The following is a 17,996-nucleotide window of genomic DNA, read 5'->3' on the forward strand; positions in this document are numbered from 1 at the left end:
TGCCTTCGCCGCCGGCTTCGAAAAGCAACGGCCTGCACGCGTGCAGGCCGTTGCTTCACATGCGCCAATGCGCAATCACAATCGCCGGTCTCTAGTCCCGACTGGATGAAAGTTGGGGGTCACGTCAGGCCTCCATACCATGCGAACGCGTCGGCATGGGAAGCTGAAGCCAATGTGGAATGGGGCGCTAGGCGTTGGCCTCCTGCGCGTATTGACGCGCCAGAGCGTCTGCCACGCGCCCGATCAGGTCAATCGGCAAGGGCTCACCATGCGGGAAGATCAGATTTCCCTTTAGGCCTCGATACGGCCCCAGTTCATTCACCAAGGCTGCGGGCTCAGTGACCGGAGGATAGATCCCGATGTGGTTCTTGAACGAAGCGAAGTAGAAGAAGATCTTCTTCTTGCGAAAAGCCGGCATTCCATAGCTGACGCACCGTTCCGCATCAGTCACCCTCTGCTCTACGATGGCCTGGATCGCCTCGAGCCGTTGCCGCGCTGCCGGCCGGACGGAGTCGAACAGGCTCTCATGACTCTCGTTCGGGGCCGTGAGCTTTCGGTCGTCTTCCATGGCCATGAAATAGGGTGCAATCAGCAGGGTCCGCAAGCGACCCGGCAGGCCGAGGCGCTGGATCGTCCGAGCGCCGGCGAGGGGGCGAACTGCGGGGGAGCTGGGGCACGTGATCGGCGCCGCGCAAGATCGGACGTGTTCTTCGGGCCGATGGGCTGAGGTCCAGGCAGAATGCTACGGCAGTCGAGAACCGCTCCGTTCAATTGCCGAAGCTCTCAGCCGCGGGCCCGTGAAGAGAGCTCGGATCGGGGGCACCCATCGGCGGAGCGCGCGGCTGAGGCTCGTGGGATCCGAATAGAATAGTGCCGCAGCGACTTCGGACCGTCGGTGCCCTTGACCAATCATGGCCAGGGCATGTCGTTTGAGATGATTGTCGAGGATCAAGCGGTAACTGGTGCCGGCACGGCTAAGCCGACGGACGAGGGTGCGCCGCGACAAGCCCAGCATCCGCGCCACATCCTCTTCCAGAAGGCGCCGGTCAGCGCCGGCGAGAAGCGAGTCGATTTGCACCACGAGCATGTCGCCGCTGCCGTCGGCCTGGCGCGCCGCGCGCTGGAGCTCGCGCTGGGCGGCCCTCTCCAGCCCCTTGTCTGCATAAGGTGAGGGCAGCGAAAGCAAGGCCCGCGGAACCGCGATGAAGACCTCTCCTGGCGTCTGCAGCACGCGTCCCCGAATCGTTGTCGATACTCTTGCGATATAATCCTTGGTACGGCCGGGAAGGTTTAGCGAAAGGTGCGTGGATCGGGTGCCGAGCAAGGCTTCGAGCATGAATATCGAGCTCAAAGCTGCGGTTTCGCGCAGCGCCTTCGCCGTGTCCGGTTCCATGGCCACCTTGCAGCCGAAGACGAGCCTGGCGGCAGAGCGAGACCGTTTGAGCGACATTTTCAAATAGGGCCCTCGGACATGGCCGAATGCCTCCAGGGTGGAAAGGGAGCCGTCGATCGTGGCGGCGCTTCGAACGGCGACCTCCAGCGCTCCCTGAGCCTGCGCACGCCAGACGTGGACGGCATCGATCGGCCATGTGTCGCCGACTAAGACCGAGAGGTTCTGGGCAAAAGCCAGCATCGAGAACAGAGACGTTTCCGCCGTCCCGCCATTGAGCACGCGCTCGGTCAGCCGAGTGCCGTGCAGAAGGGCAGCCCTTCGTTCCGCCGACTGTCCGAACGTATCGAGCAGAAGTCGCACATAGATGGCCGGCGCAGGGATCGCTTCGATGGCCGAACTCAATGGATGGATGCGCATATGGCGCAAATTGTCACATTTTTGGCGCGCCGTATACTCGGCATGGCACCTGCCGGGCGGTAAGTCGCGCTGAGAGACGAGTAGTCAGCATCAAATATTGGGAAGCTAGAGGATGAGTTTCGAAGACAAGGTTGTAGTGATCACGGGCGGAGCCGGTGGGTTTGGTGCCGCCCTCGCAAATCGATTCCGACAGGAAGGCGGCCGCGTTTATGTCGGGGACATCGTCAAACCTCCGGAGGGAGACGGCAACGGCGATCGGTTCATGCGCATGGACGTCGGACGGGAGCACGACATCAGGAGCCTAGTGGACTGGGTGGTCGGCGCAGAAGGGCGCATCGACACGTTCGTGTCGAATGCCGGCATCACGATCCCCATGGATGCGCATGCGGCCGAGCATGACTGGGACCGCATCGTCGCCGTGAACCAGATGAGCCATGTCCGCGTCGCACGCCATCTCGTCCCGATCATGTCCGCACGAGGCGGGGGCCAGCTGATCATCACCGCATCGGCGTCGAGCTTCCAGAGCGAGCTGATGAGCATCGGATACGCCGCGACGAAATACGCCGCCTTCGCGATCGCGGAGTGGCTGGCCTTCACATATCGCGGGGCAGGGCTTCGCGTCTCGGCATTGTGCCCAGGCCCGGTACGGACTCCTTTGCTGGACGGGGTCCCTTATTTGCATCCTCTGGCGATCTCGCCCGAGCAGGCAGCCAATGTCGCCTTTCCGCTGATTGCGGAAGGACGGTTCTTCATCCCGACGCATCCTTTCACCGGCGACCAATGGCAGCAGAAGGCGCAAGATCTCGACGGCTATGTCGACCAACTTGTCGCCCTGAAGGCGCAGCTTTCCCCAGCAGCGAGCCTCCCGTTGCCGACTTGAGACGATGCCGGCCCGCAACGAACTTCATTCGCCAGGCGCTCCTGGCCGGGCGCGCGCGAGCCAGGTTGGGGACAACTCCGGGGGACCCTATCCGCTACGCCGGATATCGGCCCACTCGGCCCGACGGACCACCCGCGCACCTCGCCTCTGACGATCTTGTCGAATTGCACATATCCATTTACGTAACCAACGGAGTTACGAAATCTTGAGAAGGAGCGAGGGAGATGAAGGACTATGATGTCGTGGTGATCGGCGGAAGCTTCGCCGGCCAATCCGCGGCGATGCAGTTGGCGCGCGCGCGCCAGGATGTGCTGCTCGTGGATGCCGGGCTGCCGCGCAACCGGTTCGCGGAGGAATCGCATGGCTTTCTAGGGCAAGACGGACGGGCGCCATCGGCGATTATTCGTACCGCGCGCTGTCAGCTCGACGCCTATCCAACGGCGACGATCAAACACGGACTGGTGCATTCGGTGGAGCAAGAGGCCGAACACTTCCTCGTCTCGCTCGACACCGATGATGCGGTGCGCGCCCGTCGGATGGTCCTCGCTACCGGCGTGAGCGATGAACTGCCGCAGATCCCGGGGCTCGCGGAGCGCTGGGGCGCCACGGTGCTGCATTGCCCCTATTGCCACGGCTATGAAGTCCGCGATCAGCGTCTGGGCGTGATCGCGAACCACCCCCTGGCCGCGCATCAGGCGAGCCTGATCCCCGATTGGGGCCCGACCATCCTCTTCACGCAGGGGCGGTTCGAACCCGATGAAGCGCAAATGGCCCTCCTCGGTAAACGCGGCGTCGACATCGAGCGCACGCCGGTCGTCGAGCTTGTCGGGGAAGGCCCGGGGCTGAGCGGTGTGCGCCTCGCGGACGAGAGGTTCGTCGAGCTCGGCGCGATCTTTACCAATCCGCACACCCGGATCAGCAGCCCGATCGCCGAGCGCATGGGCTGCGCTCTGGAGGACGGGCCGACCGGGAAATTCATCCGGGTGGACGAGTGGGGCCTCACGTCCCTCGACGGAGTCTATGCGGCCGGCGACGCTGCAATGCCCATGCACAATGCTACGCTCGCCTCCGCATCGGGCGTCAGGGCCGGGGTCGCGGCGCATCGATCGCTCGCCACCGGTTGACCAAAGCTGCTCGGATGGATCCGCCGCCGTGAGCCCCAGACGGCGGATACCCTCGGGTGTGCGGAAGGCGGGGCTGGACGGATGCCGCGCACGCGCGTCGGCCGTCACGCAGGGCCAGCGCAAGCCGAGGCCTCTCGGGAGCCCGCTCGCCGGGTGCGTCCCAGGGCCTTCCAAGTGGCAGCGCGGAGGCGCGCCTCAGCGGGTGAACTTCTCCCCCGCCTCGGCCTTGCGGGCGAGCAGCGGCGAGAGGGTGAAGTCGTCGCCCATCCGCTCCTGCTGGCGCTGCAGCCCTTCGACGATCGTGTCGAGCCCTTCGGTGTCGGCCCAGAACATCGGGCCGCCGCGATAGACCGGCCAGCCATAGCCGTAGATCCAGACGACATCGATATCGCTGGCGCGCTGGGCCATGCCCTCGTCGAGGATCTTCGCGGCCTCGTTGACCATGGAGTAGAGCGTGCGCTCCACGATCTCCTGATCGTCGATGTCACGCGGGGTGATCCCCGCCTGGCTACGGAAATCGTCGATGATCTCCTGGACCTTGGGACTCGGGGAGGGGCGTCGCTTGTCGTCATAATCGTAGAAGCCGGCGCCCTTCTTCTGGCCCCAGCGGTCGATCGCGCAGAGCGCATCGCGGATGGTCTCGACGCGGGTGGGATCACGGTGCCAGCCGATGTCGATGCCGGCGAGATCGGCCATCTGGAACGGGCCCATCGGCATCCCGAATTCGACATGGACACGGTCGATCTGCTCGGGCGTCGCGCCTTCGAGCAGCAGCTTGTTGGCCTCGGTCTGGCGCGGGATCAGCATGCGGTTGCCGATGAAGCCGAAGCAGACGCCGGCGACCACCGCGACCTTGCGAATGCGCTTGGCGAGCTGCATCGCGGTAACAAGCACATCCGGCGCGGTCTTCGCGCCCCGCACCACCTCCAGCAATTTCATGATGTTCGCCGGCGAGAAGAAATGCAGGCCGAGCACGTCCTGCGGCCGCGACGTCGCCGCCGCGATCTCGTCGACGTTCAGGTACGACGTGTTGGAGGCGAGGATCGCGCCCGGCTTGGCGATCGCATCGAGCTTGCCGAACACCTCCTTCTTGACGTCCATATTCTCGAACACCGCCTCGATGATCAGATCGCAATCGGCGAGATCGTCGAGCGAGAGGGAGGGGGTGAGCAGGGCCATCGCCTGATCCACCTGGGCCTCGGTCATCCGGCCCTTGGCGGCGGTCGCCTGGTAATTCTTGCGGATGATGCCGGTGCCGCGATCGAGTGCGTCCTGCTGCTGCTCGACGATCGTCACCGGGATCCCGGCCGACAGGAAGTTCATCGAGATGCCGCCGCCCATCGTGCCGGCACCGATCACGCCGACCTTGTTGATCGCGCGCGGCTGGGTGCCTTCGGGCAGGCCTTCGATCTTCGACGCCTTGCGCTCTGCGAAGAAGAAATATTGCTGCGCCTTGGCCTGGGTGCCGCTCATCAGCTCCATGAACAGCCGGCGCTCGTCCTGCACGCCCTCGGCATAAGGCTTGGCGATCGCCGCCTCGATCGCCTTGACGTTGGCTTCGGGCGCATCGAAGCCGCGGAACTTGCGGGCCTGTTCCTTGCGGAAATCGTCGAAGAGTGCGGGATTGGCGCGCGCTTCCTCGAGCTTGTCGTCGCGGGCGCTGGTGATCGGGATCGGCCGGACGTCGCGCACCTCCTCGGCATAAGCGACGGCATGCTGCTCGAGATCGCCCTCGATCAGTCGGTCGACGAGGCCGCAGGCATAGGCTTCCTTGGCCGAGATCGGGCTGCCGCTGGTCGCCATTTCGAGCGCCTTGCGGACTCCGGCGGCGCGGGGCAGGCGCTGGGTTCCGCCGGCGCCCGGCAGCAGACCGAGCTTCACTTCGGGCACGCCGAGCTTGGCCGAGGGCACCGCCACCCGGTAATGGCTGGCGAGCGCGACCTCGAGGCCGCCGCCGAAGGCGGTGCCGTGGATCGCTGCCACCACCGGCTTGGTGCACGCCTCGATCCGATCGACGACCTGGGGGAGCATCGGCAGCTGCATCGGCTTGCCGAATTCGGTGATGTCGGCGCCAGCGAAGAAGGTGCTGCCCTGGCAGAGGATGACCACCGCCTTGACCGCATCATCGGCTTCGGCCTGCTCGATCGCGGCGACGAGACCCTCGCGAACGGCATGGCCGAGCGCGTTGACCGGGGGATTGTTCGACAGGACGATGAGGACGTCGCCGTGGCGACGGGTGCTGATCGGGCTCATTGATGTCTCCGATGTTCAGAGGGCCGTGCGGCCATATTCCTGATGGTTGAACGGATGCGAGATCGAGAGGCCGCCGTCGACGACGAGCGCATGGCCGTTGACGTAAGAGGATTCGTCGGAGGCGAGGAACAGGGCCGCGCCGGCAATCTCGTCGGGCACGCCGCCGCGTTTCATCGGGTTGAGATGGCCGAGCCGGTCTTCCTTGCCGGCGGCGCGCGCCAGGTCGTAGATCGGCTGGGTCATTCCGGTCTCAATCAGGCCGGGGCAGATCGCGTTGACTCGGATCGCGGAGCCGGCGAGCTGGGTTGCGGCAACCTTGACCAGATTGATCACGCCCGCCTTGGACGCCGAATAAGCCGGACCGCCGGCGCCCGCGCGGATCCCGGCGACGGAGGCGGTGCAGATGATCGAGCCCTTGCCCCGCTCCTTCATCGCCGGCGCGGCATGCTTGATCGCCAGGAACGGTCCGATCAGGTTCACCCGCAAGATTTTCTGCCAGTCGTCGGCGCTTTGCTCGAAGATCGAGGCGAGCCCGCCGGAGATGCCGGCATTGGCGAAGACGATATCGAGCCCGCCATGATATTGCAGCGCGGCCTGCACGAGATCCTGAACGTCCTCGTCATTGCCGGCATCGGCCTGGATGCCGACCGCGGCCTCGCCGATCATCTCGGCGGTCTCGTCATGGCCCTTCACATCGGCGCAGATCACCCGCGCGCCTTCCTCGGCGAAGCGGATGGCGGTGGCGCGGCCGATGCCGGAGCCGGCGCCGGTGACGATCGCGATCCTGTCGGCAAGTCTCATCACAAGCTCCTGTTCAAAGGCCGACGCCGGTGGTCGAGCCGCCGTCGACGACGATCGCCTGCCCGGTGACGAAGGTGGAGGCGGGGCTGGCGAGGAACACCGCCGCGCCGGCGATCTCGTGCGGCTCGCCGATCCGCTGGAGCGGGGTGTGGGCGGTGACCATCGACAGCGTCTGCGGATTTTCCCACAAAGCCTTGGCGAAATCAGTGCGGATCAGACCGGGTGCAATGCAATTGACCCGCACCTGATGCGGCCCAAATTCGGCGGCGAGGTTGCGGGCGAGCTGGAAGTCGGCGGCCTTGGAGACGTTGTAGGCGCCGATCACCGTCGAGGCCTTGAGACCGCCGATCGACGAGACGATGATGATCGAACCCTCGCGGCGCTCGATCATCTCCGGCGCCACCATCTGGATCAGCCAGTGGTTGGCGATGACATTGTTCTCCAGGATCTTGCGGAACATGTCGTCCGAGATCCCGGCCATCGGTCCGTAATAAGGATTGGAGGCGGCGTTGCAGACGAGGATGTCGATCCGCCCGAGCTGCCGGCGAGTCTCGTCGACGAGCTGCTGGAGCGCCTCCTTGGACGAGATGTTGGCAGGAACGACGATCGCCCGCCCGGCGCCGTGCTTGCCATTGATCGCGTCAGCGACCTCCTTGCACGCGTCCGCCTTGCGGCTGGAGACGACCACCGTCGCGCCCTGATCGGCCATCGCCTCGGCGATCGCCCGGCCGATGCCTCGCGAGGAACCAGTGATCACCGCGACCTTGCCGGTCAGATCGAACATTTCACTTCCTCTCATGTCGGTCAGCCGCGAGGCGCATGCTTGGCGAATTCCAACCGCGCGATCGCACGGTTGTGGACCTCGTCCGGTCCGTCGGCGAGGCGCAGGGTGCGGATACCGGCCCAGCTCTTGGCGAGCTCGAAATCCTGGCCGACTCCGGCGGCGCCGTGCGCCTGGACGGCATCGTCGATGATCTGCAGCGCCATGTTCGGCGCCTGCACCTTGATCATTGCGATCTCCGCCTGGGCGGCCTTGTTGCCGGCCTTGTCCATCAGATCGGCCGCCTTGAGGCAGAGCAGGCGCGACATGTCGATGTCGATGCGCGCGCGGGCGACGCGCTGCTCCCAGATCGAATGTTCGGACAATTTCTTGCCGAACGCGACCCGGCTCTGCAGGCGGCGGACCATCGCGGCGAGCGCTTCCTCGGCGGCGCCGATCGTGCGCATGCAATGGTGGATTCGGCCCGGCCCCAGGCGTCCTTGCGCAATCTCGAAGCCGCGGCCTTCGCCGAGCAGCATGTTGGACGCCGGGATCCGCACGTCCTTCAATTCGATCTCCATGTGACCGTGCGGCGCGTCGTCATAGCCGTAAACGGTGAGCGGACGCTCGATCGTCACCCCGGCCGCGTCGAGCGGCATCAGCACCATCGATTGCTGGCGGTGCTTGTCGGCGCTCCGATCGGTCTTGCCCATGACGATCGCAACCTTGCAGCGCGGATCGCCGGCGCCGCTCGACCACCATTTGCGACCGTTCAGCACATAATCGTCGCCGTCGCGGGCGATATCACACTGGATGTTGGTCGCGTCGGACGAGGCGACGCCCGGCTCGGTCATCAGAAAGGCCGAGCGGATCTCGCCGTTCATCAGCGGGCGAAGCCATTGCTCCTTCTGCTCGCGGGTGCCGTAGCGGAGGAACACTTCCATGTTGCCGGTATCGGGCGCGGAGCAGTTGAACACTTCGGAAGCCCAGGAGACGCGGCCCATTTCCTCGGCGCAGAGCGCATATTCGAGGTTGGTGAGCTGGGTGCCTTCGAACTCGAAACTGTCGTCGACATGGGCAAGCGCATGGCCCGGCGGCATGAACAGATTCCACAGGCCGGCGGCGCGGGCCTGCGGTTTCAGCTCCTCGATGACCGCAATCGGCTGCCAGCGGTCTCCGGCCTCCAGCTGCGCCTTGTAATCGCCGCAACGAGGCCGAATCACAGTCTCGACGAAGTCCCGGACGCGGTCTCGATAAAAAGCCTGCCGTTCCGTAAGGTCAAAGTCCATGCGGCCGGATTCCTCTCCTTTTTTCGTCCCGTCCTGCTGCCAGAAACCGCGGTTTTGCGCCAGTGCCAGGGTGGTGCCGGCCCTTGCCGCAGCCATGCGGCGAGTGCCATGACCGCGCGGCAAGGAGCGGTATGAATGGGGCAGGCGGAGCAGGTTGACGGTCATTTCGACGTGCTGATCGTCGGCGCCGGCCTGTCGGGGGTGGACGCCGCCTACCGGCTGCAGACGCAATGTCCCGGCAAGAGCTACGCCATCCTGGAGGCGCGCGAGGCGATCGGGGGGACCTGGGACCTGTTCCGCTATCCGGGGATCCGATCCGACAGCGACATGTACACGCTCGGCTTTCCGTTCCGCCCCTGGACCGGCGAACATGCGATCGCCGGCGGCGCCGAGATCCGCGCCTATGTGGAGGAGACCGCCCAGCTTTACGGCATCGATCGGCACATCCGCTTTTCCCACAAGGTGGTGCGCGCCGACTGGTCGTCGGCGGAGGGGCGCTGGACGCTCGTGGTAGAGGCGGACGGCAGGGTGCGGCGCTACACATGCGGCTTCCTCTATCTGTGCAGCGGCTACTACGATTATGCTGGCGGCTACCGCCCGCATTGGCCCGGCGAGGACCGGTTCGGCGGCGCCATCGTCCATCCGCAGCATTGGCCCGAGACGCTCGATGTCGCCGGCAAGCGCGTGGTGGTGATCGGCAGCGGGGCGACCGCCGTGACTTTGGTCCCGGCTTTGGCCGAGACGGCGGCGCACGTAACCATGCTCCAGCGATCGCCGAGTTATGTCGTTTCGCTCCCGGCGAAGGATCCGATCGCCGCCGCGGCCCGAGGCTGGCTTCCGCGCCGGGCCGCCGACACAATCGTGCGACTGAAGAACGTGCTGCTCGGAATGGTCTTCTACACCTTTGCCCGGCGCTGGCCCGACGCGTTCCGGCGGCATGTGTTGAAGGGCGTTCGCGCGACGCTCGGGCCGGCTTACGACGTGGATCGCCATTTCGGGCCGACCTACAAGCCCTGGGACCAGCGCCTTTGCCTGGTGCCCGACGGCGACCTGTTCACGGCGATCAGCAGCGGCCGTGCCGCGGTGGTCACCGACGAGGTCGCAAGCTTCGAGGCGCATGGCCTGACGTTGCGCTCGGGCGAAAGGTTGCCCGCCGACATCGTCGTCACCGCCACGGGACTGGTGGTCAAGCTTGCCGGCGGCATCGATCTTTCGGTGGACGGAGCCCCGGTGCGGATTGCCGACAAGCTGGTCTACAAGGGCATGATGCTGAGCGACGTGCCCAATCTCGCGCTCGCCTTCGGCTACACCAACGCGTCGTGGACGCTGAAATGCGACCTTACCGCGCGCACGGTGTGCCGGTTGCTCAACCATATGGACCGGCACGGACTCACACGCTGCATGCCGCGGCTGCGCGATCCGGCAGTCGCGCGGGAACCGTTGCTCGATTTCACCTCCGGCTATGTGCAGCGGGCGGCGGGGATCATGCCCAAACAGGGGCCAAAGGCGCCGTGGCGGGTGCACCAGAACTACCTGCTCGACTTCGCCGCGCTGCGCCTGCGGCCGGTAGCCGACGAGGCGATGGAATTCGAAGGACGGTCGCCACCGGGCTGAAGCGGCGTTGACGTGACCCGTTGACGATCGCCGCTGCGCCCGGCATTTACGTTTACGTAAAGGAGAGGAGCGCCAATGAGCGATCTCGAATCGTTTCGTCAGGACGTCCGTTCGTGGCTGGAGGCGAATTGCCCGCCGGAGATGCGGGAGCCGGTCCGCGACGAAGCCGATCTGTGCTGGGGCGGGCGCAATGCCAGCTTCAAGAACGACGCGCAGCGGCGCTGGCTCGAGCTGATGGCCGAACGGGGCTGGACGGTTCCGGATTGGCCCCGCGACTATGGCGGCGGCGGCCTGTCGCCGGCGGAGGCCAAGATCCTAAAGCAGGAAATGGCGCGGATCGGGGCGCGCAGCCCGCTCTACAGCTTCGGGATTTCGATGCTTGGGCCGGCCCTGCTGAAGTACGGCACCGAGGCGCAGAAGAGGCGCTTCCTGCCCGAGATCGCCCGCGGCGAGATCCGCTGGTGCCAGGGCTATTCGGAGCCCAATGCCGGCTCCGATCTCGCCTCGTTGCAGACCCGGGCGGAAGACCGAGGTGACAATTGGGTGGTCAATGGCCAGAAGGTCTGGACCTCCTATGCAGACAAGGCCGACTGGATCTTCTGCCTGGTGCGCACCGAACCGAAGGCGCCCAAGCATAAGGGCATCAGCTTCCTGCTCTTCGACATGGCGACGGAAGGGGTGTCGACCCGGCCGATCCGGCTGATCTCCGGCGCCTCACCGTTCTGCGAGACCTTCTTCGACGAGGTCCGCGTGCCCAGGGACCAAGTGGTCGGCGAGATCAACAAGGGCTGGGACGTCGCCAAATATCTGCTCGGCCACGAGCGCGAGATGATCAGCGGCATGGGCGTTGCGCCCGGCGCCGACGGGACGCTCGGACGACTGCTCGCCGACAAGGCCGGCCGCGATGGTGAGGGGCGGATCGCCGATCCCTTCCTGCGTGTCGACATCGCCCGCTTCGACATCGACGCGCTCGCCTTCGGAGCGATGTCGGAGCGCTTCCTCGACGAACTGAAGGCGGGCCGGGCGCACCCCGCCCAGCCTTCGATGATGAAATATGCCGGCACCGAGCTCAACAAGCGTCGCAACGAGATTGTGATGTTGGCGGGCGGCGCCGACTTCCTCGAATGGGAGAGCGAGGCCAGCCGCGGCGGCAAAACGGCGCGGGAATGGCTGCGCAGCAAGGCCAACTCGATCGAAGGCGGCACCAGCGAGATCCAGTTGGGGATCGTGGCGAAAAGGATTTTGGAACTGCCGGGCTCTTGATCGTCATCCCGGCGCAGGCCGGGATCGGCGAGGACAGACGTCGCCGCCTTTCACCCCCTGAGATGCCGGCCTCCGCCGGGACGACGGAGTTACCCACAATGCCACTCTACCTCAACGACGATCAGACGATGCTTCAGGACACCGCCCGGACCTTCCTCGCGGAGGAAGGATCGATCCAGAAGCAGTTGCGCAAATATCGCGACATGAACTGCAAGGATGGGTTCGGCCATGCGTTGTGGCGGCAGTTTGGGGAGATGGGGTTCACCGGGATCCTCGTCGCCGAGGAGGATGGCGGCCTTGGCCTGGGCCATGTCGAGGCCGGGATCGTGCTGGAGGAGATCGGGCGCAATCTCACACCGTCTCCGTTCCTGACCACCGCGATCGGGGCGGTCGAGGCGCTGCGGGAAACGCCGCATCGGCAACGCTGGCTGCCGGGCATTCTTTCCGGCGAGACAGTGGCTGCTTTGGCGATCGACGAGGGTGCCAAGCATCGGCCGGAGGGCATCGCGCTCACGGCCGAGCGTTGCGGCAACGGCTTCCGCCTGAGCGGCGCCAAGCAATTCGTCGTTCAGGGCGCATCGGCCGATCTCTTCGTGGTCGCCGCAAAAGCCGAGGAGGGGCCGACTCTGTTCGTCGTCGAGAAGGATGCCGGCGGGCTGGAAGTCGAGGGCGTTCGGCTTGCCGACAGCAGCATCGCTGCACGGCTGACGTTCGAGGGCGTCGAGGTCGATGCCGATGCGGTGATCGGCGATGTCGGGCAGGGGGGCGCGGTGCTCGACCGGGTGCTCAACGGCGTGCGGGCCGGCGCCGCGTCCGAAATGGTCGGTGTGGCGTCGGGGTCGATGGCGCTGACCGTCGACTATCTCAGGCAGCGCAAGCAGTTCGGCAAGCTGATCGGCGAATTCCAGGCGCTCCAGCACCGCGCCGCGCATCTGTATTCCGAGGTCGAGATCGCGCGGGCCGCGGCGCTCAAGGCCCAGCAATTGCTGGATGAAGGCAGCGACGAGGCGGAATTGTTCGTCTCGGTTGCGAAGGCCAAGGCAGGCATGGTCTCGACGCTTGCCGTCCAGGAAGGCGTTCAGATGCATGGCGGCGTCGGCATGACCGACGAATATGACATCGGCCTCTACATGAAGCGCGACCGCGTGCTGAACGAGCTGTTCGGCGATGTGAACTATCACGCGGAGCGGGTCGCGCGGCTGCGGGGATACTGACGGATTGCCCTCCCTGAAAGGGAGGGGTCAGGGGTGGGTGGCGCGCGGAGCGCGCCCTCGTCCCGCAGTGCCAGGGCGGAGCGCCGGCGTCGAGCCGCCGCTCCGCCACCCACCCCCGGCCCCTCCCTTGCAGGGAGGGGGGAGTTCCCCATGCCCCTCGACACCGACACGTTCGACGCCCTGCTCGCCACCATCCGCCGCTATGTCGCCGAGCGGCTTCGTCCGCTCGAGTCGCAGGTCGCGGAGAACGACGAGGTCCCGCCGGAGATCGTGCAGGAGATGCGCGACATGGGCCTGTTCGGACTGTCGATCCCCGAGGATTATGGCGGGCTCGGGCTCGACATGACCGAAGAGGTGCGGATCGCGCTGGAGCTCGGGCGGACGTCGCCGGCCTTCCGGTCGGTGTTCGGCACCAATGTCGGCATCGGCAGCCAGGGCCTGGTGATGGCAGGCTCCGACGCGCAAAAGGCGGAATGGCTGCCGCGGATCGCCACAGGCGAGGTGATCACCAGCTTCGCGCTGACCGAGCCCGGCGCGGGATCCGACAGCGCGTCCGTCGCCACCCGCGCGGTGCGCGAGCCCGGATCGGGGCCGAGGACCGGCAACGACATCTACCGTCTGTCGGGCACAAAGCGCTACATCACCAATGCCGACAGGGCCTCGCTGTTCACCGTCATGGCGCGGACCGGCGAGGCCGGCGCGAAGGGTGTGTCGGCCTTCCTCGTCCCCGCCGATCTGCCCGGCGTCACCATCGGCCGGCCCGAGACCAAGATGGGCCAGCAAGGCGCCCATGTCTGCGACGTCCATTTCGACAACGTGCCGGTGCCGGCGGCCAATCGACTCGGCGCGGAGGGGGAGGGGTTCCGGATCGCAATGCAGGTGCTCGACCGCGGCCGGCTGCACATCGCCGCGGTCTGTACCGGCATCGCCGAAAGGCTGGTTGCGGATTCGGTCGCTTACGCGCTGGAGCGCAAGCAGTTCGGCAAGCCGATTGCCGATTTCCAGCTCGTTCAGGCGATGATCGCGGACTCCAAGACCGATGCGATGGCGGCACGCGCCCTGGTGCTCGAAACCGCTGCGCTCAAGGATGGGGGAGCGCCGATCACGCTGGAAGCGGCGGCCGCGAAATATTTCGCAAGCGAGGCGGTGGGCCGCGTCGCCGACCGCGCCGTCCAGATTTTCGGCGGTGCCGGCTATATCGCCGATTACGGCATCGAGCGCCTCTATCGCGACGTTCGCCTGTTCCGGATCTACGAAGGCACCAGCCAGATCCAGCAACTGGTGATCGCGCGCGAAACGCTCAAGCGGGGCGGCTGACCAGCCGCCTCTTCCGTACGTCATCGTGACGGCTTCGGAACAAGCCTGATATGTGTTAGTTGGGTATGTTGTCGCGTCACGCATTGCGGCACTGGCAGTTCAACTCCACTGCCAAAGGCGCCTCGGTGTTGCCGAGGCGTCTCTTATTCCGGAGGGGCCAAAGGAGGCTTCATGAAGACCATCACTGCAGGAATCATCGCAGCCGGCTGCCTGGCACTGGGCGCATGCGACGTCGACCAGACCAAGGAGACCAAGCTTCCGGATGTCGACGTCAATGCGAGCGGCGGCCAGCTTCCCGAATTCAACGTCACCGGTCCCGAAGTGAATGTCGGCACCGAGAACAAGACGATCGAAGTTCCGACGGTGGACGTGAAGGTCCCGGGCGAGAACGCGCAGTAAGCGAATTTCACTCTCCGGCGGGTCGCGGCAGGCGCTGCGGCCCGCCGGCGGGCTCGGGCATGCGGGGCTCGCTCCGGAATTGCCCGTCCCGCGATCCGTTTCAGCCTCATCCCTTGGAGCGAAGGCATTGCGTCCTTACGCGCTTGTCTGTGCCGGGATCCTGCTTTGCCTGACCCCGGCCGACTCCACAGCGGCCGGTTCAGCCGTCCGCCTGCCAGGCCCTCACTACGAAATCCTGCGCTCCGGCCCGGCCGGCGGCGCCCACCCCAGGCGATCGGACGAGGTCGCGATCCGCTATGTCGGCACGCTCAGCGACGGCCGGGTGTTCAGCACATCGGCGCGCGACGGCGCCGATGTCTCGACCTTTCCGGTGCGGACTGTGATCCCCGGGTTCAGCGCCCTGATCCAGCTCATGCGTCCCGGTGATCGCTGGCGGTTCACCATCCCGGCCTATCTGGCCTATGGACCGGAGGGCAAGCGCCTGACCCCGAGCGAGCGCAACCTGAAGCGAGACGTCCCGCCCGACAGCATTCTCATCTTCGACGTGGAGCTGGTGTCGATCGTCCCGGCCCGGTGAGCGGCGCCGACGTGCAGCCTCAGATGCCGGCATACCATTCATAGTGGCGGCGATCCTCCCAGAAGCCGGCCTTTCCGCGATGGGCGGCATCGAGCGACGCGACCGCTCCGACTCCGCGAGATATGTGGCATGCTTGCAGCCGAGCTGGCGTTCCCGGCGACGGAACGTCGTCTCGATCAGCCGAGGCGGGGCGGCGCCGCGAGGGTCATTGGACGATTTCCGGAGCGACCGTCCTGCCGTCTTCAACAGGCCAGCGCCCGAGCGCGAGGATCCACAGGGCGATCGCCCAGCCCGGCAGGCTGAGCAGCGCGAGCGCACTCCACCAGCCGGACCTACCGGCGCGCCGGAAGACCAGGGCGAGCGGCCAAATCACCGCGGCCCCGTAAATGAGGATGATGCCCCAGTGCCAGATCGACAGCCCGCCCATATTGTGCTCCCCTTTGGCTATTTCGATGTTTATCGCCGAGCGGTCGGCGCAATCACTTCGGGTTGCCGAGCTCGCCGGCATGCGCCGGCCGCACTCAAAGAGCGTCCCCGAGCAGCGGGTAGAACCCCGCCAGAACCCGCTCCACCTGCCCGCTCCCCAGCGGCGTGAGCCGCAGGAAGGCACGGCGCCGGTCTTCCGGATCGAGTGCACGGGCGATAATCCCGACCTCTTCCAGCCGTTTGACGTAGCGCAGGCCGGTCGATGGCGGGGCCGCGGCGGCGATCGAGGCGCTGGTCACCGAGACGGGCTCGTCAAGCGTCTCCGCGATGTAGAGGTTGAGGAGGATGTCCCAAGCGGGATCTGCGAAGAGGTCGTCCGGAAAAAGACCTTCGCGAAAGCGCCGGAAGCGGTAGAGCAGCAAGGCGAGCTGGGCGAGCGTCCGCCGCTGCGCGCGGGATGGCGGTGCCCGCTTCGCCTCGGGGCCGAGGGCTTCGGCGGCGCGACGCATCGCTTCGGGTGCGTCTGTCATCAACCGCTCGAAAGCTGCCCGAGAGAGTGCAATCAGCGGCTCGTCGTCAGTCCAGGGCATTGGATTTCGTCTCCGGCACCCGCTGTTCGTGCCGGTTCTCATTGTCGCGTTCAGGCACCGTTCCGCGCTGTCCCTTCCTTGTCGATTGCAGAGCACCTCCGCTCCGTCGCGTGGGCTTGTCGACACCGCCAACCCGCCGCTCGGTGCGGGAGAAGGCGGGGCGGCGTCGCACCCGGGTGAACCCTCGAGCCTTCGCTCGCGAGGGTGCCGGCGCCGCGCTTCGGGAAGGTGAAGATCGGCGCCGGCGCGAACGAGGGTCATCGGCGACCCGCTTTCATCGAAGAGACTCCCGTATTTTCAGGGGGTCGTCTCTCCCCCCAAAGGGTCATCGGGTAGAAAAAGGCGGTATCTGCTCAGTCGCGGACGAGATCGGACAGGCTGATCTGCCCGTAATGCAAGGATCGCGTGACGAGTTGCACGCTCTTGGCGACCTGGAATGCCTGGCGCGCTTCCTTGAGGTGGCGCTTCACCGTCTCGTCGGAGATGCCCAGCCTGGCGGCGATCTGCCGTTCGTTGAGGCCGCGCCCGACCAGGATGGTGCATTGCAGCTGACGGTCCGTGAGCTTCCGCGCGCGCGGGGCGGGCTGGGGGCGGGCGTTTGCGACCATCGTCCGGGCAGCCTGAAAGGCGAAGGCGCCGACAAGCTGGGCCATGGCGAGATTGTGCATCGGCAAGGGCCGCCCCACCCGCATCGCGAAAGTGCACGACCCGGTCGCTTCCCCGGGCACATGGGCCGGCACGGTATAGCCGGACCACAGACCGGCGCGACGGGTGTCGTCGGTGAGGGCACGATGCGCCGCGGTGAAGTCGATCAGGCTCGGCACCTCGTCCCAGGTAAAGCCGACATTGGTGCGCTGGCTTGCCAGCAGGATCGGATCGTCGGAGACGATGCCGCGGCGGATATATTCCTCGACCCAGGCCTGCGGATAGTTGCTGAGCGCGACCATCTCGCCGCGGTCCATGTGGCCGAGCGAGGGATCATAATGGGTAAGATCGACATGGTGCATCAGCGCATAATGATCGAAGCCCATCTCGTGCGAGACGGTCTCCAGAAGCGTCTCGAGAGCGCGCGCGGACCTGACCGAACGCGACTCGTCGATGAAGGACTGTACCTCGGCGATTCTGCTCAGATTGGCCTCCCACGACGGCCGATAAGTCCTTGTTCCCTGCGGAAGACAATCGCAGATCAGGGACGCGAAGTCGACAAGACCAATTCAGAAAGTGGGACGGCGTCTCGCGTGCACGGCCTGAGCGTGTCGCGTCAGTCCTGGACGGCAGCCGGGTCGCTGCGGCTGAGCAGGAGGTTCATCCGGGCGGCGGCGATCGGCTTCGTGCGGTCCTGCTGCCAGGCATGCGCCTCGACATTGGCGACGCGCTTGCCGAGCCGCGTGATCACCGCCGAAGCGTAGGTCTCCACGGCAGTGCCGCCGCGCATGAAATCGACGCTGACGTTGATCGGCTTCGGGGTCACGCCGGGCTGGTCGGCGAGCGCGTCGTAAAGGGTGCCGAGGGCCGCGAATTCGAGCAGGCCGGCGATGGCACCGCCGTGCAGGAAGCCGGGCCGGCCGATCACCTGGTCGCGAAACGGCATCACCCACAGCAGATTGCCGGCATCGTCGCGGCGGGTGCTGAGGCCGAGCAATTCGGCATAAGGCGGCAAGGCGGGAGTCATGCGGCCG

18 protein-coding genes are annotated in these 17,996 nt (G+C 66.0%); 8 read left to right on the forward strand and 10 right to left on the reverse strand.

Features of this window, described 5'->3' with window-relative positions; translation table 11 throughout:
- Positions 1-187: 187 nt before the first annotated feature.
- Entirely contained in the window at positions 188-604 is a 417-nt protein-coding gene (locus tag C7I55_RS08385; RefSeq protein WP_106512501.1) for an iron chaperone, read from the reverse strand.
- A 138-nt stretch (positions 605-742) separates the two neighbouring features.
- Complete coding sequence (locus tag C7I55_RS08390) at positions 743-1,795, reverse strand: helix-turn-helix transcriptional regulator (protein ID WP_146150970.1); 1,053 nt, start codon at positions 1,793-1,795, stop codon at positions 743-745.
- Positions 1,796-1,922: 127 nt separating this feature from the next.
- Between C7I55_RS08390 and C7I55_RS08395 the strand changes: the two genes are divergently transcribed.
- A complete protein-coding gene (locus C7I55_RS08395) occupies positions 1,923-2,690 on the forward strand; it encodes an SDR family oxidoreductase (RefSeq protein WP_106512503.1) in 768 nt (255 codons plus the stop codon).
- A gap of 224 nt (positions 2,691-2,914) precedes the next feature.
- On the forward strand, positions 2,915-3,814 hold the full coding sequence (locus C7I55_RS08400) for an NAD(P)/FAD-dependent oxidoreductase (RefSeq protein ID WP_106512504.1): 900 nt from the start codon (positions 2,915-2,917) through the stop codon (positions 3,812-3,814).
- Between the two features lie 195 nt (positions 3,815-4,009).
- Here C7I55_RS08400 and C7I55_RS08405 read toward each other — a convergent pair whose 3' ends face one another.
- Genes C7I55_RS08405 through C7I55_RS08420 form a run of 4 tightly spaced genes read right to left on the reverse strand, consistent with a single transcriptional unit; the run spans position 4,010 to position 8,917 of the window.
- Positions 4,010-6,067, reverse strand: coding sequence for a 3-hydroxyacyl-CoA dehydrogenase NAD-binding domain-containing protein (locus C7I55_RS08405; RefSeq protein ID WP_106512505.1), 2,058 nt, complete (start codon positions 6,065-6,067; stop codon positions 4,010-4,012).
- 15 nt (positions 6,068-6,082) lie between these two features.
- The gene (locus tag C7I55_RS08410) at positions 6,083-6,868 is read right to left on the reverse strand and encodes an SDR family NAD(P)-dependent oxidoreductase (protein ID WP_106512506.1); all 786 of its coding nucleotides are present in this window, start codon (positions 6,866-6,868) and stop codon (positions 6,083-6,085) included.
- Between the two features lie 13 nt (positions 6,869-6,881).
- Positions 6,882-7,652: an SDR family NAD(P)-dependent oxidoreductase gene (locus C7I55_RS08415; RefSeq protein ID WP_106512507.1), complete on the reverse strand. Its 771-nt coding sequence runs from the start codon at positions 7,650-7,652 to the stop codon at positions 6,882-6,884.
- A 20-nt stretch (positions 7,653-7,672) separates the two neighbouring features.
- On the reverse strand, positions 7,673-8,917 hold the full coding sequence (locus tag C7I55_RS08420) for an acyl-CoA dehydrogenase family protein (protein WP_106512508.1): 1,245 nt from the start codon (positions 8,915-8,917) through the stop codon (positions 7,673-7,675).
- Positions 8,918-9,052: 135 nt separating this feature from the next.
- Between C7I55_RS08420 and C7I55_RS08425 the strand changes: the two genes are divergently transcribed.
- The 6 genes from C7I55_RS08425 (at position 9,053) to C7I55_RS08450 (ending at position 15,301) form a co-directional block, all read left to right on the forward strand.
- Positions 9,053-10,531, forward strand: coding sequence for a flavin-containing monooxygenase (locus C7I55_RS08425; RefSeq protein WP_106512509.1), 1,479 nt, complete (start codon positions 9,053-9,055; stop codon positions 10,529-10,531).
- A 75-nt stretch (positions 10,532-10,606) separates the two neighbouring features.
- Complete coding sequence (locus C7I55_RS08430) at positions 10,607-11,794, forward strand: acyl-CoA dehydrogenase family protein (protein ID WP_106512510.1); 1,188 nt, start codon at positions 10,607-10,609, stop codon at positions 11,792-11,794.
- Between the two features lie 98 nt (positions 11,795-11,892).
- Positions 11,893-13,008, forward strand: coding sequence for an acyl-CoA dehydrogenase family protein (locus C7I55_RS08435; RefSeq protein ID WP_106512511.1), 1,116 nt, complete (start codon positions 11,893-11,895; stop codon positions 13,006-13,008).
- 150 nt (positions 13,009-13,158) lie between these two features.
- Positions 13,159-14,325 (forward strand): acyl-CoA dehydrogenase family protein, encoded by a 1,167-nt coding sequence (locus C7I55_RS08440; RefSeq protein WP_106512512.1) that lies wholly within the window; start codon positions 13,159-13,161, stop codon positions 14,323-14,325.
- A gap of 171 nt (positions 14,326-14,496) precedes the next feature.
- Positions 14,497-14,724, forward strand: a complete 228-nt coding sequence (locus tag C7I55_RS08445) for a hypothetical protein (RefSeq protein WP_106512513.1) — start codon at positions 14,497-14,499, stop codon at positions 14,722-14,724.
- Between the two features lie 127 nt (positions 14,725-14,851).
- Positions 14,852-15,301, forward strand: a complete 450-nt coding sequence (locus tag C7I55_RS08450) for an FKBP-type peptidyl-prolyl cis-trans isomerase (protein ID WP_158266344.1) — start codon at positions 14,852-14,854, stop codon at positions 15,299-15,301.
- Between the two features lie 205 nt (positions 15,302-15,506).
- Here the strand turns inward: C7I55_RS08450 and C7I55_RS08460 are convergent, their stop codons facing one another.
- From C7I55_RS08460 to C7I55_RS08475, 4 genes are all read right to left on the reverse strand, one after another.
- Positions 15,507-15,728 (reverse strand): DUF805 domain-containing protein, encoded by a 222-nt coding sequence (locus C7I55_RS08460; RefSeq protein WP_106512515.1) that lies wholly within the window; start codon positions 15,726-15,728, stop codon positions 15,507-15,509.
- A 94-nt stretch (positions 15,729-15,822) separates the two neighbouring features.
- Positions 15,823-16,257 carry a MarR family transcriptional regulator gene (locus C7I55_RS08465; protein ID WP_146150972.1) on the reverse strand — a complete coding sequence of 145 codons (435 nt, stop codon included), beginning with the start codon at positions 16,255-16,257 and terminating at the stop codon, positions 15,823-15,825.
- A gap of 413 nt (positions 16,258-16,670) precedes the next feature.
- Positions 16,671-17,531 (reverse strand): helix-turn-helix transcriptional regulator, encoded by an 861-nt coding sequence (locus tag C7I55_RS08470; RefSeq protein ID WP_332888420.1) that lies wholly within the window; start codon positions 17,529-17,531, stop codon positions 16,671-16,673.
- 47 nt (positions 17,532-17,578) lie between these two features.
- Positions 17,579-17,989: a PaaI family thioesterase gene (locus C7I55_RS08475; protein ID WP_106512518.1), complete on the reverse strand. Its 411-nt coding sequence runs from the start codon at positions 17,987-17,989 to the stop codon at positions 17,579-17,581.
- Positions 17,990-17,996: the final 7 nt, after the last annotated feature.

Source organism: Allosphingosinicella deserti (assembly GCF_003012735.1).
Taxonomy (GTDB): domain Bacteria; phylum Pseudomonadota; class Alphaproteobacteria; order Sphingomonadales; family Sphingomonadaceae; genus Allosphingosinicella; species Allosphingosinicella deserti.